The 13,557-nt window shown below is 72.8% G+C and carries 13 protein-coding genes; 5 read left to right on the top strand and 8 right to left on the bottom strand.

Annotated features, from left to right (window positions below; genetic code table 11):
• The first annotated feature begins 40 nt into the window (after positions 1–40).
• The gene (locus FN207_RS26550; RefSeq protein WP_185938524.1) at positions 41–709 is read left to right on the top strand and encodes a TVP38/TMEM64 family protein; all 669 of its coding nucleotides are present in this window, start codon (positions 41–43) and stop codon (positions 707–709) included.
• A 73-nt stretch (positions 710–782) separates the two neighbouring features.
• Here FN207_RS26550 and FN207_RS22910 read toward each other — a convergent pair whose 3' ends face one another.
• The 4 genes from FN207_RS22910 to FN207_RS22895 form a co-directional block, all read right to left on the bottom strand.
• On the bottom strand, positions 783–1,421 hold the full coding sequence (locus tag FN207_RS22910) for an FkbM family methyltransferase (RefSeq protein ID WP_185938523.1): 639 nt from the start codon (positions 1,419–1,421) through the stop codon (positions 783–785).
• Positions 1,422–1,654: 233 nt separating this feature from the next.
• The gene (locus FN207_RS22905; protein WP_142460751.1) at positions 1,655–2,845 is read right to left on the bottom strand and encodes an ABC transporter ATP-binding protein; all 1,191 of its coding nucleotides are present in this window, start codon (positions 2,843–2,845) and stop codon (positions 1,655–1,657) included.
• Between the two features lie 7 nt (positions 2,846–2,852).
• Positions 2,853–3,689 carry an ABC transporter permease gene (locus FN207_RS22900; RefSeq protein WP_185938522.1) on the bottom strand — a complete coding sequence of 279 codons (837 nt, stop codon included), beginning with the start codon at positions 3,687–3,689 and terminating at the stop codon, positions 2,853–2,855.
• Between the two features lie 90 nt (positions 3,690–3,779).
• Positions 3,780–4,808 (bottom strand): glycosyltransferase, encoded by a 1,029-nt coding sequence (locus FN207_RS22895; protein ID WP_185938521.1) that lies wholly within the window; start codon positions 4,806–4,808, stop codon positions 3,780–3,782.
• Between the two features lie 91 nt (positions 4,809–4,899).
• On the opposite strand from FN207_RS22895, the gene FN207_RS22890 reads away from it, so the two are divergent.
• Positions 4,900–5,631, top strand: a complete 732-nt coding sequence (locus FN207_RS22890; RefSeq protein ID WP_142460748.1) for a class I SAM-dependent methyltransferase — start codon at positions 4,900–4,902, stop codon at positions 5,629–5,631.
• Here FN207_RS22890 and FN207_RS22885 read toward each other — a convergent pair.
• The 3 genes from FN207_RS22885 to FN207_RS22875 all read right to left on the bottom strand — a co-directional run bounded on the left by FN207_RS22885 (position 5,606) and on the right by FN207_RS22875 (position 7,927).
• Positions 5,606–6,439, bottom strand: a complete 834-nt coding sequence (locus FN207_RS22885) for a glycosyltransferase family 2 protein (RefSeq protein ID WP_185938520.1) — start codon at positions 6,437–6,439, stop codon at positions 5,606–5,608. The genes FN207_RS22890 and FN207_RS22885 overlap by 26 nt on opposite strands.
• On the bottom strand, positions 6,408–7,487 hold the full coding sequence (locus FN207_RS22880; protein ID WP_142460746.1) for a hypothetical protein: 1,080 nt from the start codon (positions 7,485–7,487) through the stop codon (positions 6,408–6,410). The genes FN207_RS22885 and FN207_RS22880 overlap by 32 nt, the downstream gene beginning before the upstream one ends.
• Before the next feature lie 176 nt (positions 7,488–7,663).
• Entirely contained in the window at positions 7,664–7,927 is a 264-nt protein-coding gene (locus tag FN207_RS22875; protein ID WP_142460745.1) for a hypothetical protein, read from the bottom strand.
• Positions 7,928–8,070: 143 nt separating this feature from the next.
• Here FN207_RS22875 and FN207_RS22870 point away from each other — a divergent pair, with 143 nt between their 5' ends.
• From FN207_RS22870 to FN207_RS22860, 3 genes are all read left to right on the top strand, one after another.
• Complete coding sequence (locus FN207_RS22870) at positions 8,071–8,901, top strand: hypothetical protein (RefSeq protein WP_142460744.1); 831 nt, start codon at positions 8,071–8,073, stop codon at positions 8,899–8,901.
• A gap of 98 nt (positions 8,902–8,999) precedes the next feature.
• Positions 9,000–10,220: an oligosaccharide repeat unit polymerase gene (locus FN207_RS22865; RefSeq protein WP_142460743.1), complete on the top strand. Its 1,221-nt coding sequence runs from the start codon at positions 9,000–9,002 to the stop codon at positions 10,218–10,220.
• Positions 10,217–11,314, top strand: a complete 1,098-nt coding sequence (locus tag FN207_RS22860; protein WP_142460742.1) for a glycosyltransferase family 4 protein — start codon at positions 10,217–10,219, stop codon at positions 11,312–11,314. Before FN207_RS22865 ends, FN207_RS22860 begins: the two co-directional genes overlap by 4 nt.
• On the opposite strand, the gene FN207_RS22855 is transcribed toward FN207_RS22860, so the two are convergent.
• The gene (locus FN207_RS22855) at positions 11,301–13,499 is read right to left on the bottom strand and encodes a glycosyltransferase (protein ID WP_185938519.1); all 2,199 of its coding nucleotides are present in this window, start codon (positions 13,497–13,499) and stop codon (positions 11,301–11,303) included. The genes FN207_RS22860 and FN207_RS22855 overlap by 14 nt on opposite strands.
• Positions 13,500–13,557: the final 58 nt, after the last annotated feature.

The following is a 13,557-nucleotide window of genomic DNA, read 5'->3' as shown; positions in this document are numbered from 1 at the left end:
CCGACCCGGGACGACGCCCTCCGCACGGCACCATGGAGCGGTGCGGACGTCGTGGGTGCGGGCGGGGGCGCTGCTCGCCGTCCTCGCCGCCGGGACCGTCGTCGCGCTGACCGTCGAGCTCCCCGACGTCGACGCGGTGCGTCGCTGGGTGGCCGGCGCCGGGGCGGCGGGGCTCGTGCTGCTGGCCCTCGCCAAGGGTGCCCTGCTGGTCGGGCCGGTGCCGCGGTCGGCGCTGTGCGTGCTGCTGGGCGTCGTCCTGGGCTTCTGGACCGGGGTGGGCGTGGCCCTCGCCGGCGGCATGGTGGGCGCGCTGGCCGCCTTCGGGCTGTCCCGGTGGCTCGGCCGCGAGACCGCCGTCCGGCTGGCCGGGCCGAAGCTGGCCGCCGTCGACCGGGCGGTGGCCGGCCGCGGGTTCGTCGCGGTCCTCGTCGCCCGGGTGCTGCCGGTGATGCCGTTCAGCGTGCTGAGTCACGCGGCGGGGTTGTCGGCCGTGCCGCTCGGGGCCTACGCGGCGGGGACCGCGCTCGGCCTGGTGCCCGGCACGGTGCTGCAGGTGGGGGTGGGCGCCTCGGTGCCGGGGCTCTCGGCGTGGGCCGCGCGCGCCGGGTCGCCGCTGGTGCTCGCCGTCGTGGTCGCGGTCGCGCTGGTCGCCAGCGGCGTCGTCCTGTTCCGCCGCCGCCGCCGGGGCTCCGTGGCGGAGGCCGGCTGACGGGTCCCGGGTGCGCGGGACGGAGTGGGACGTCCCAGGCCTCGACGGGCCCGCACCTCCGTGGGGAGCCGGCTCACCGGGCCTGCAGCGGCCTCGTGATGCGGTAGAGCCGCCCGAGGTGCACCTGCACGTCCGAGAGACCCGCATCGGCCAGGTGCTGGAGGATGCTGTCGGCCGAGTGGGGAGAGCCGGGCTCGTGGTCCAGGTGGACCTCGACGACCGACGTCAGGGCCTCCGGAGGGGCGGCGAAGAGGATGTCCCCCGCCGCGCCCTCGACGTTCAGCTTCAGCACGACCTCGGCGCCGGGGCGCAGGGCGTCGGCACGCGAGAGGGCCGACTCGAGCGTCACGACGTCGACCTGCTCGCTGCGGACCGTGTCGGCCATGTGGCGGTGCAACGAGTGCCCCCACGACTCGCCTGAGAGGTACAGCGTCGCCCGCCCGGACTCGGCACCGACGGCCGCGGCCTGCACCAGCCACGAGGACGCGGCGTCGTGGGAGTCGTGGCCCAGTTGGAGTGCCGTGACGTTCTCCGACTGCGGCTCGTACGAGAGGACGGCGGTCGCGCCGTGGGAGAGGGCCCACGAGGAGAAGTAGCCCTTGTGGGCGCCGACGTCCACGACCACCCTGCCGGCGCAGCGGGCGGGGAACATGGCTCCCTCCCACACGTCGACGATCGTGGTGATGTCGATCAGCGAGCTCTGCCGTCCCACGAAGAGACGTCCGCCAGGGACGGGTACCGACCTGTAGCCGCGGACGAGCCCAGCGGTCGCCACGAGGAGCATGCGGAGGAGGCTCCGTCGCGAGGCGGCGGGGAGCTCCGAGCAGCGCGCGATGCGCCGTGCCAGCCGGGCGGAGTACCGGATCCGCGCCAGCACGCGCCCTGCTGACCGTCCACCCGTGCGGAGGCGCCCGCCGCCCGGGTGCGGACCCGTTCCGGACGGCGTCACACTCGCTCCACGGACAGGGGGAAGTCGGTGACGAGCACCCTGCCCGGTCGCCCGCGGTCGCTGCCGTGCAGCGTGAACGAGGTCACGGCGGGCTCGTCGATGAGGTCGACGTGTGACGTCCCGAACCAGACACCGACCGCGTACGTGTCGACGTTCAGGACGGGGGGGATCTCCAGGGACATCGCGTAGTCGCCGGCCTCCAGTTGGCGGTGCTCGGAGTCGCTGAGCGCCTGGTCGAGGACGCGGACACCCTTGCTCGAGGTGAGGTTGATCGCCAGGTCCAGCCCGGGGATGCGCTCCTGCAGGGTGAAGCACACCGTCACCCTGGTGACGTCCTCCTGCATCACCACCGACGTCCCCGGGGCGTGGGCGGGACCCGCCTCGACGCTCGTGACGGTGAGGGGGCCCGCCTGCAGCAGTGAGGTCCCGCTGTCGGCGGAGGACAGGCCGGACCGGAGGTACTCCCGGACCACCTCGGCCGTCGCCCCCTCGTCGCGCACGCGGCCGGCCTCGAGCCACATCGCCCGGGAGCAGACGCTGCGCAGGCTGTCGAGGTCGTGGCTCACGTACACGATGGTGCGGCCCTCTCGCCCGGCCTCCTCCATCCGTCCCAGGCACTTGCGCTGGAACTCCGCGTCACCCACGGCGAGGATCTCGTCGACGACGAGGATGTCGGGTTCCAGGTGCGCGGCCACGGCGAAGGCGAGCCGCAGGTACATCCCACTGGAGTAGCGCTTCACCGGGGTGTCGAGGAAACGCTCCGTACCGGCGAACTCCACGATGCTGTCGAAGCGTCGAGCGATGTCCCGACGGGTCATGCCCAGGATCGCGCCGTTCAGGTAGACGTTCTCCCGGCCGGTCAGCTCCGGGTGGAAGCCCGTGCCCACCTCCAGCAGCGCGGCGACGCGCCCACGGGTCCTCGCCACGCCGTCCGTGGGGCTGGTGATGCGCGTCAGGATCTTGAGGATCGTGCTCTTCCCGGCACCGTTGCGACCGACGATCCCGAGGGACTCGCCCTCCGAGACGCGGAAGGTGACGTCTCTGAGGGACCACAGCTCCCGCTGCGGGCTGCGGGCCCGTCTGGTGGTCAGTCGCCGGAGCGCCGAGGTCACGAGCTCCCCCGCGGTGTTGCTGCGTTCGCCGAGCACGTACCGCTTGCTGACGTGCTCCACCTGGATGCGGTCCACGACGCGCTCAGACGACGTCTGCGAACGAGCGCTCGGCGCGCAGGAAGTACCGGGAGCCGGTGACGAGGAGGACCACCGCGATGATCGCCGCCATCGCCACGTCGCGGCCGTCGAGGGGAGCCCCGACCAGGACCCACCTCCCCAGCTCGATCGTCCCGACCATCGGGTTCAGGGCATAGGCCCAGCCGGCGACACCGTCCAGCCCCTGGCCGGAGTAGGCCACCGGGCTCGCGAAGAGCCAGAGCTGCACGAGCGGTCCCAGCGCGTGCTTCACGTCCCGGTAGCGGACGTTGATCGCCGACAGCCACAGGCACATCCCGAGCGCGATCGACGCGAGCAGGAGCAACCACGCCGGTACGAGCACGAGGTGCCAGGTCGGGGGGACTCCGTAGGCGATGGCCAGGACGAGCAGGAGGCCGGCGGCGACGGCCATGTCCGCCAGCGGTGGCAGGAGGGTGGACGCGGGCGCCGCGATGCGCGGGAAGTAGACCTTCGTGACCAGCGACGCGTTCTCGACGAGGACCTGGCTCCCCTGGGTCACGACGTAGGACACGTAGGTCCAGCTCACCAGGCCGGCGAGGGCGAACACCGGGTACGGCAGGTCCCCGCTGTCCACCTGGCCCAGGCGGTCGAACACCAGGGTGAAGACCGCGACGGTGGCCAGGGGCTGCGCCGCGACCCAGAGGAACCCCAGCGCGGCCTGCTTGTAGCGGATCTTCAGGTCCTTGAGCGCGAGGAAACCGACGAGTTCCCGCGACTCCCAGAGGGTGCCCAGCAGACCCCGGTTCGTACTCCCGGAAGCGGAGTTCTCGACCCAGTCGGTGTGGGTGTCCGCCTCGGGCACGGCGTCAGTGTAGGAGGGCGTTCCCGTACCGGCCGGTGTCGTCACTCCGGATGGGGAGGTGTCGCGGACGACTCGACGGTGACCGACGGGTCACCGGCGCGACGGAGCGGCGACCCCGCAGGCGGCCCGGTAGTGCTCGTCGTAGCGGGTGGACATCGACCGCACCGAGAAGTCCCGTCGCGCGCGGATCCGTGCGGCCGCGCCCAACTCGGTCCGCAGTGCCGGGTCGTCGAGGAGCCGTCGGAGGGCCGCCGCGAGGGCCCCGGGGTCGTCCGGTGGCACGAGCAGGCCCGTCTCTCCGTCGACGACGACCTCGCGGAGGCTGCCCACGTCCGTCGCGACGACGGGCAGGCCGACGTGCATCGCCTCGAGGACCGCCAGGGGCATGCCCTCCCAGCGCGAGGGCTGGACGAGCGCCTGGACGCGACCGAGGACCTCGCACGGTGAGTCGACGTTGCCCAGGAACTCGACCCGGTCGGAGAGGTCCCTCTCCCTGACGAGGTCCTCCAGGCGGTCGCGCTGTCCTCCGTCACCGGCGACGAGGAGGGTGACCTCCGGGAGGTCCACGAGGGCGCGGAGGAGGACGTCGATCCCCTTCTGCGGCTCCAACCGGGCGAGGACGCCGACCGTGAGCCGGGTGCCGGTCGTCGTCGAGGCGGCACAGTCCGGTTCGGGGACGCCGTTCGGGATGGCGTGGACGACGCCGTGTCGCACTCCACCGTGCCGCTCGACCTCTCGTGCCGCGTTGGACCCCACCGCGATGCGCGCGGAGCTGGACGAGGTCATCAGGCGCTGGAGGAACCGCCCGCGCCAGGTCAACCCGGGAGTGGGGAGGTGGTCGACGAGGACCACGGGGATGCGCCGCAGGAGAGACGCCACCACTGCGCGCCGGCAGCTCGTCAGGGCGGTGAGGTTGACGTGGACGACGTCGGGGCGAGCCCGGCCGAGTGACCCCCAGAAGCTCCGCACGGTGTCGTCGACGACCTCGGTCACCGTGCCGTGTCGTCCGACCGCCACCTCGTCGACGACGATCCGCGACGTCCCGAGCACCGTCACGTCGACGTCCCGGGGCAGTCCGGACACCAGGTTGTGCAGGAAGCGCTCGGCGCCGCCGATCACACTCGAGTCGGTGACGACGCACAGGCGGTATGCCGGATGGCCTGGTCGCGTGGCACGGAGCCTGGGCACCTCGTGAGGTTACTGTCCCGGCATGATCTCGACGGACGGTCTGCGCAGGGTCAAGCGGCGATGGCTCGGCACCGCGGCGGCCCGCTCTTCCCTCGTCCGCCGCGCCTCCTTCCGGCTCCGCTGGAGCAGCACGCGCCGGCTCGAGCCACTGTCGGAGTGGGGTTTCGAACGGGGCACCCCGGTGGACCGCCTGTACATCGAACGGTTCCTGGAGGAGCGCCGCGACCTGGTCCACGGGCGGGTCCTCGAGGTCAAGGAGGACCTCTACGCGTCCGCACTCGGTGCGTCCGTCGTCGACGTCCTCGACATCGACCCGTCCAACGCCGAGGCCACCGTCGTGGGTGACCTGTGCGACCCGGCGACGCTGCCGGCCGACCGCTTCGACGCCGCGATCGTGACGCAGACGCTGCTCTACATGTCCGATCCGGTGGTGGCCGTCGAGAACCTCCTCCGGTCCCTCCGTGCCGGCGCGTCCGCGCTGGTCACCGTCCCGGCGTTGACCCGCATCGCGGGCGCAGGAGACCGCTGGCGGTTCACGCCCCACGGGCTGCGGGAGGTCGTCGAGCGGGCGGGCGGTGAGGCACTCGACGTCCGGTCCCACGGCAACGTGGTCACCTGCCGGGCCTTCCTCCTCGGCGCGGCCGCCGAGGAGCTCCCGACGGCCGTCCTCGACCACGACGACCCGGACTTCCCGCTGGTCGTCACCGCGGTCGTCCGGAAGCGGCCGGTCAGCGGGCTCCCCGCCGAGGGGTAGGCCGGGACCGCAGGACGCGGCCGAGGAGGCCCTCGACCCGCCCGAGTGAGCGGGCGAGCGCGAGGCGCGTGGCCAGCCGCACCGAGGGGTCGAGCTGCCTCAGCCGCAGCCACGGCGCTGCGACGATGCGCGCCCGCACCCAGAACGGGTACCGGTGCGACCGGTAGACGTAGCCGGTACCGCGCGCGTACCCGCGGTGCTTGGCCACCAACTGGTCCGCGTCGAGGTCCCTGCGTTCACCGCGGCCGGTGACGTGGATGTCCGGCCGGCTCCGCACCACCCCTCCGGACTCGATCACCTTGAGGAAGAGGTCGGTGCCCTCTCCCGACTGCCACGGGGAGGGGCAACCCGTGCCCATGTCCTCCCGGAAGCCCCCGAACCGGTGGAACGTGGTGCTCCGGACGAACGTGGCCGGCTCGATGGCGCGCCAGATCGAGATGCGGTCGAGCAGTCCGGAGGGGGGCAGCTCGAAGCGTGGCCGGCCGTCCTCCACGAGGGCGCAGGCGACGACGTCGGTGTCCTCGGTGAAGGCGTCGGCCACCCGCCCCAGACACCCGGCCTCGTAGAGGGTGTCGTCGTTCGGGAAGCCGATGACGTCCACCTCACCGGCGAGGGCCGCCGCAGCGGCGTTGCGACCGCGGCTGATCCCCCCGGTGCTCTCGACGACGACCAGGCGGTACGGCAGGTCCGACGGCAGGTCCAGGGGGCGACCGCTCTGGTTGGCGACGGCGACGGCCGCAGGCAGGACCGTCGAGCCGGCGAGCGTCGTCAGCAGCTCAGTGAGCGCCGGCCGACCGATCGTGCTCACCGCCAGGCCGATCCTCGGCACCACGGGCATGGACTCCTGTCTGCTTCCTGAGGATGACGTAGTAGAGGCCGGCGAGGACCACCTCGGCGAGTGCGAGACCGCCGAGCGCGCCGCTCAACCCGAGCACCAGGCTCCCGACCAGCAGCGCGACGAACGACAGTGCGGCAGCGGTGACGTCGAGCAGGCCGGCTCGACGCGGTGTCAGTCTCGGGATCAGCAGGAAGGCGCCGATCGAGCTCACCGCCAGAGCGCACCGCTGCACCGTGATGATCGGCAGGACCTCGCGGAGGAGGGGTTCGATGGGACCGACGAGCAGGCGCAGCACGGCATCGGGCAGCAGGAAGAGGACGAGCCCGTTGAGGACCGCGACGACGGCCAGCGCGACGGTCGACCGCGCGTAGACGCGCCGCGGCCGATCCGTGCCTCGGGCGAGCAGGTTCTGGCTGGTGATGCCGATGAGCAGGTTCGTCCCGCCGAAGGCGAGTTCTCCGGCGCGGTAGACGCTGGCGGACTCGAAACCCGCGGTCGCCGTGATGACGACGGGGATCGACTGGACGAGGACGACGCTGGCCGCCACCCCGATGACGTACGGCATCCAGGAGGGGCGACGGACGGTGACCCAGGTGCGCGCACCGCGGACGGTCAGGTGACGACGCACGAGGAGCGAGACGACACCGAAGGCGGCGAGCGCGGCGAAGGGGGACAGCACCACCACCGCGGACGACGCCGACAGCACCACGGCCACCACGACCACCACGACCTGGAAGCCGTATGCGGCACTGAGCAGGCCGCCGGCCCGGCGGCTGCCGGCCGTGAACGCGTCCCGCCAGAAGGAGCTCTCGACGATCATCACCGCGGGGATGCCGATCCCCGCGCAGAGGAGGGTCAGGCGGACGAGACCGTCGCAGAGAGCCGCGCCGGCCAGCGCTCCTGCCCCGACGACGAGACCGGCGAGGACCGCGGCGGACTGGGCGCTCGCGGCATCCGTGTGCAGGCGGTCCCGCTCGCGGAGGCTGGCCAGTGGCTTGCCGACGATGGCTGGAGCCATGGCGTACGACGCCGACGAGATCACCGTCGCTACGGCGAAGGCGCCCAGCGCGTCCGGATCGACGACGTTGGCGACGAGCGCGAAGACGATGATGGACGATGCGCGCGAGACGACCTGGGGGAGCGCTAGCCACGCTCGGTCCCTGACCCGGGACAGTCGGATGGAGGCCTCCGTGCTCAGTTGTCGTGCCCTGATTCGCAGCTGTCGGCCATCTCGCGCACGTACGCGCCGGCCCGGTTCTCGACCCCTCCGGTCGAGCCGCCGTGGACGGCGTTAGCAGCGACCACGGTCCCCCGCCTGACGTGGTCGACCCCGGAGCTCCCCAGGCCGATGTCGACGCTCAGCAGCAGTGCGCTCTGCCGGGCCAGGGGCCCCACGACCGGACGGGACTGCACGCGGACGAGACCCTCGACGAGTCCCGAGGGGCGGTCGTCGGGCATCGGTCACACTCCCTCGTCCCGATCGGGTGTCCGGGCGATGTCCCCTGACCCCTCCGGAGGAGTCCGGGAGGCTCCGAGCAGCCACGCACCTTACGCTGCGACCTCGTCGTGGGCAGCGACGACGGACCCGAGGGAGCAGACGCGTGACGGTACATCCCGGAGCCGAGTCGACGGAGAGGCTCGTTCCGGACGACGACCCCGGTGAGCGCGCGCAGGGGCGGCGACGCGGACGCCAGGCCGCAGGTCCTGCGGCGCAGCGATCCCGCGGGCAACGCCGCGCACTCGCGCTGGCCGTCGTCACGGCGCTGCTCGGCGGGCTCGTCGGGCTGGTCGTCGCCGTGAGCGACCCCGCCCCGCCGACGGCGGTCACCCGCCTGTCCTTCGTGCAGGACCCGACGCTCCCGGGCGAGCAGTCCTCCTCCAGCCCCGACGCCACGGACCGGTTCATCCAGACCCAGATCCTGATCCTCACGGGCGCGGACATCCGTGATGCGGTGTCGGACGCCCTGGGACTGGGTGACGACCTGACGCTGTCCGCGCAGCAGGTCGGGTCGACCGACATCGTCGAGCTGCAGGTCCAGGCCGGCACGGACGACGCCGCGCGGGACGCGTCCGACGCGGTGATCGCGCAGTACGACCAGCAGCGGGTGGCCGCGGTGACCGCACAGGTGGACGCCCTGCTCGCCGGGGTGGAGGCGGAGATCGCCGACCTGGAGACGGCACTCGCCTCCGACGAGAACGGAGCCCTCGCCGGCGCGACCGCGACGGAGTACTCCCGCCTGCTGTCGTCCCGGAGCCAACTCGTCCTCCTGCGGTCCGGCGAGCAGGCGTACACCCAGGTCGTCAGTGCGCCGCGGTCGATGTCGGTGGGCGGTGCAGGAGCCGCCGTCCAGGCCACCCTGCTCGGGTTGCTGCTCGGCGCACTGGTCGGGGTGGCGATGGCGCTGCTCCTCCAGCGGGTCCGGACGGAATGACGGCCGGCACGGTCGAGCGCCGAGTCCCGGCCACCCGGGCAGGCGGGCCGTCGCCGGGCGTGTGGTGGTTGTCCCCGGCGGGTGCTGCCGCCCTGACCGTGCCCGTCACCCTGCTGATCTCCTGGCGGCTCGGCGACGCCTACTTCCGGCAGTCGTGGAACACCCCCAAGTCCCTGACCGACACGACGCTGCTGCTCTTCGCGGCGGGAGCCGTGCTCTTCGCCCTCGGCGGGATGCTGCCGCTGCTCCTCGGGGCGGGCCGCGGACGCCACGCCGCCTCGCCCGCCGCGGAGGTCGACACGTGGTTCCTGCACCGCGCGGCGGTGGTCCTCTACCGGCTCACCATGGTCGGGTACGTCGCCCTCGCCGTCGTCGGGCTCAGCCGGGGCGCGCGGCCGGCGGACCTGCTCGAGGCACTGACCTCGCAAGATGCCTTCGACTCGACGTTGCGGACGCAGTTCGCGCCGATCGCCGGCATCACCACCCTGACGCAGCTGGGCATCGCGTACGTCGTCGTCGCGGTGACGCTCCTGACCAGGCAGCGGGACCGCTACGTGGCCCGCCGGCTCGCGGTCGTGCTGGTCCTGGCGCTGATGCGCGCGTTCTTCCTGACCGAGCGGCTCGCCATCCTCGAGCTCGCCATCCCGGCGGTCGGCATCCTGGCGATGTACGCGGCCCGGCGCGGGCGGGTGCAGCGGCGGGTCACCGCAGCGGCACCGTTCGTCCTGGTCCCCGGCGCCGTGGCGGTCTTCGGGATCTTCGAGTACTCGCGGAGCTGGGTCTTCTACTCGCAGGGCGGCGGTTCGTTCTTCCAGTTCGTCATCGACCGACTGGCCGGCTATTACGCCACCGCCTACAACAACGGCCAGCTCGCCCTCACCTACGGCACGTCCGGCGTCCGACTGCCCTACGGCAGCATCGAGGCCTTCTGGACCGCGCCGGGCATCTCGCAGCTGGACCTCTACGGACAGCTGACCGGGCGGTACGAGCCCGACGACTTCGGGACCATCCTCCAGCAATACGGCAATCCCGAGTTCAACAGTCCGGGGGGACTGTCGATCCCCTTCGTCGACTACGGGACGGCGGGGGGTCTCGTGTTCTTCCTGCTGGCTGGCCTGGCCCTCGGGCTGGCCTACCTGCGGTGGCGGGAGGGCGAGTTCTGGGCCTCCCTGGTCTACCCCGTCGCGCTCACCGGTCTGCTCGAGATGCCCCGTTACCTGTACTGGGGACAGGGCCGGGTGCTCCCGAGCTTCGTCGCCCTGGTCGTGATCGCGTGGCTCGCCCGCCGCCGCGTCCCGACCGCCGGGACGATCGGATGACGGCCCTGTCCTGGCTCATGCTCGCCACCCAGGTCCCCGCGTCCGGGACCGGTGGCGGCATCGTCCGCTACACGGTCGAGATGGCGCGGGCGCTGGAGGCCCTGCCGGAGGTCGAGCTGTCCGTCCTCGCCACGGCCTCGGCCCAGCCCTTCTTCACCGACCTCCTCGGGGATCCTGCGAGGGTCGTCACGGTGCCCGACCTGCCGGTACCGGCCCGCACGGCGCTCGAGCGCTCCGGTGCCGCTCTGGTCAGGGGATCTCGACGGTTCGACGTGATCCACGGGACCAAACACGTCCTCCCGCGCTGGGGCGGCGCCCGACGGGTCCTGACCGTCCACGACATGCTCCAGCTGGAGCGGCCCCGCGACTTCGGGGTGCTCAAGCGCACGTTGCTGACCCGGCCGTACCTCGCATCCATCCGGCAGGCCGACGCGCTCGTGTGCGTCAGCCGTGCGACGCAGCGGAGCCTCGAGCGTCACGTCCCCGACGTCGTCGGGCGCACCGCTGCCGTCCCGTTGGCGATGTCGACCGGCCTGCGGACGGCGGACGCCGAGCCGGTCGATGCGCTCCGCGACCGTGAGTTCGCCCTGGTCGTCGGTGACGCGTCCCCGCGCAAGAACCTCGGTCTGGTCATCGACCTCTGGAGCTCGGTCGTCGCCGAGCGACCCGGCGCCGTCCTCGCCGTCGTCGGGCCGCCCAGCTGGGGACCGTCCGAGCTCGGGAGGACCAGTTCCGAGATGGTCGGAGGCGGGGCGGTGCGACTGCTCGGGCACCTCACCGACGCCCAGTTGCGCTGGTGCTACGAGCAGGCCGGTGTCGTGCTCTGCCCGAGCAGGCTCGAGGGCTTCGGGCTGCCGGCGATCGAGGCGCGCTCGTTCGGAGCGCCCCTGATCACGTCGTCGGACCCGGCCCTCGTCGAGGTGAGCGGCGACGCGGCCGTGCACCTGCCCGACGACGACCCGCGCAGCTGGACCTCGGCCATCCTGGCCGCCCTGCGGGCCGGGCGGAGGGATGAGCCGCCGGTCTCCGTCCGGAGCTGGGACGAGGTGGCGCGCGAGACGGTCGCTGCCGTCGAGCGCCTCACTGCCGGGTGAGCACCCTCTCGGCAACGGCTCGTGCGGAGCCGACGACCTGGGTGGGGGCGTAGCGCTCCAGGTACAGGCGTCGTCCCCCGTCGCCGAGCCGGCGGGCCACCTCGGGCTCGGCAGTCAGTCGCGCGCAGGCGCCGGCGAACTCCTCCGGACTGTCGGCGACGAGGAGGTGCACTCCGTCGACGACGTCCAGGCCCTCACAGCCGAGCGAGGTGCTCACCACGGGCACCCCGAGAGCGAACGCCTCGAGGATCTTGACCCGCGTCCCGCCACCGAAGCGGACCGGGACGACGGCCGCGGTCGCGGACAGGAGTTCGGGCGCCACGTCGGTCACGTCACCGACGACGTCGACCCCGGGCAGTCCGGTCACCTCTCCCAGGAGGTCCCGTCCTCCCCGGCCGACGAACCGGATCCGTGCGTCCGGGACCCGTTCGAGCAGGTGCGGCAGCACGCTGGTGGCCATGTGCACGGCCGCGTCGACGTTCGGGACGTACCAGTAGGTGCCCACGAGGACGAAGGTCGGCGCCGCGGGTGGCGTCCACGCCGCTTGGACCGGGGGACCCGCGTACGTGTTCCGCACGACCTCGACGGGTCCGTCCCCGAGCCGTTGCCGGTCGAGGTCGCTGCAGACGACCACCGCGTCGGCACTCCGGAGCAGATGTCTCTCGAGTCGGCGCCAGAGCGGGAGCTCGACACGGCGCTGGACACGTACGCGGAGTCGCGTGGTCCGAGAGTCAGGCGGCAGGGACAGGAAGTGCTCGATCTTGAGCGACTCGACGTCGTCCATGTCGACGACCACGCGCTGACCCCTGACCGTGCGGGACAGGCTCATCGCGTGGTCCGTCGACCCGAACCACACGAGGTCGTACGGCGCCTGCCGCAGGTCGCGCACGGCGGCTCGCGCGAGGCCCCACCGGCGGACGGCGATCTGCCAGGGCACACGCCGCAGCACCACGACGAGCGCCGTCAGCAGTCGCGGCCGAGGGCCTGCGTCCACCTGGACGCACCGGTGCGTCCGCACCCCTGGCGGCAGGGGGTGGTCCACCGGCGGCCCTGCGAAGAGGACCAGGACGTCGAGGTCCACGTCGGGCATGCCGGCCAGCGCGCGGAGGCTGGTGGCCGAGCGGGTCCGCTTCCCCCCGTCGGTGGGCCACGGACGGTCGGGGAGCGTCACGAGGACGCGTCGGCGTCGGCGGGGGAGTCGCACCCCACCCGGGCCCTCCCACGACAGCGCCGACCGCCGTCGTTCGGCGCGCCGGGCGATCGTGGGCAGGAGGACGGTGCCCAGCGCGAGGACCCGTGACCGCGTCGGCTGGCCGCTGTCCCGGGCCACGGCGGTGGCGAGACGGCGTACCGACGAGGCCGGCCGCGTGAGTGCCTGCTTGAGCCGGTACCGCGTGGCGATCCGCTCGTGCTCGGCCGCCGTGGACTCGACGGTGCTCCGCTCGTCGTCCGTGAGGGCGAGTCGCTCGGCGGCCCGCGTCAGCAACGCGGCGATCGAGGCGCTCATCGCAGCCCGGTCGGAGCTGAGGCTCGACTCGTGCAGCCGGTACCGCGCGAGCGGACGAGGGATGCACCCCACGCGCGCGCCGCTGTGGATCATCCGGATCCACAGGTCCCAGTCGGTCGCGTGGGCGATGGCGGGGTCGAAGCCGCCGGAGGCCAGGAAGGCATCCCGTCGCACGACCACGTTGCCGAAGACGAAGTTGCGCTCGAGCACCGCCCGCCGCTGGTCGTCGGCGGCGAACGGGTAGTGGGCGCCGTACCACCGGCCCAGCTCGACGCCGTCGTGCACCAGCAGGGCATCGGTGGTCACGACGTCGAGATCGGGCTCGCGGGTCAGCAGGTCTCGGACGGCGGCGAGTCGCCCGGGGAGGAACTCGTCGTCGGCGTCCAGCAACGCGACCCAGGGACTCGTCGTGGCACCGACCGCCGTGTTCTTGGCGGCGGCCTCCCCACGGTTGACCTCGTGGCGCACGACGCGGATGGCCTCCCCGAACGACTGCAGCACCTCCGGGCTGCCGTCGGTCGAGCCGTCGTCGCACACCACCACCTCGGCCGGCGCCGGCGACTGTGCCAGTGCCGAGCGGATCGCGTCCCCGACATACGCTGCGGCGTTGTGGCAGGCGATGGCGACCGAGATGCGCAGGGGATCCTCCCCGGAGCGGACCAGGGGTGTCGCAGACACGTCCGGGCCGGGCACCCGGCGATGCTAGCGACCACAGCCGGGAGGACCGTCCGGCAGT

This window comes from Geodermatophilus aquaeductus, assembly GCF_900182545.1.
Lineage (GTDB): Bacteria > Actinomycetota > Actinomycetes > Mycobacteriales > Geodermatophilaceae > Geodermatophilus > Geodermatophilus aquaeductus.
Note: the sequence above shows the minus strand (reverse complement) of the source record. Positions and strands in the feature narration are given on the sequence as shown.

Excerpts from the sequence above, each read along its gene's own strand:
- FN207_RS22860 (WP_142460742.1), top strand. The coding sequence starts at position 10,217 with ATGACGGCCCTGTCCTGGCTCATGCTCGCCACCCAGGTCCCCGCGTCC.
- FN207_RS22875 (WP_142460745.1), bottom strand. The coding sequence starts at position 7,927 with ATGCCCGACGACCGCCCCTCGGGACTCGTCGAGGGTCTCGTCCGCGTG.
- FN207_RS22880 (WP_142460746.1), bottom strand. The coding sequence starts at position 7,487 with ATGGCTCCAGCCATCGTCGGCAAGCCACTGGCCAGCCTCCGCGAGCGG.
- FN207_RS22890 (WP_142460748.1), top strand. The coding sequence starts at position 4,900 with ATGATCTCGACGGACGGTCTGCGCAGGGTCAAGCGGCGATGGCTCGGC.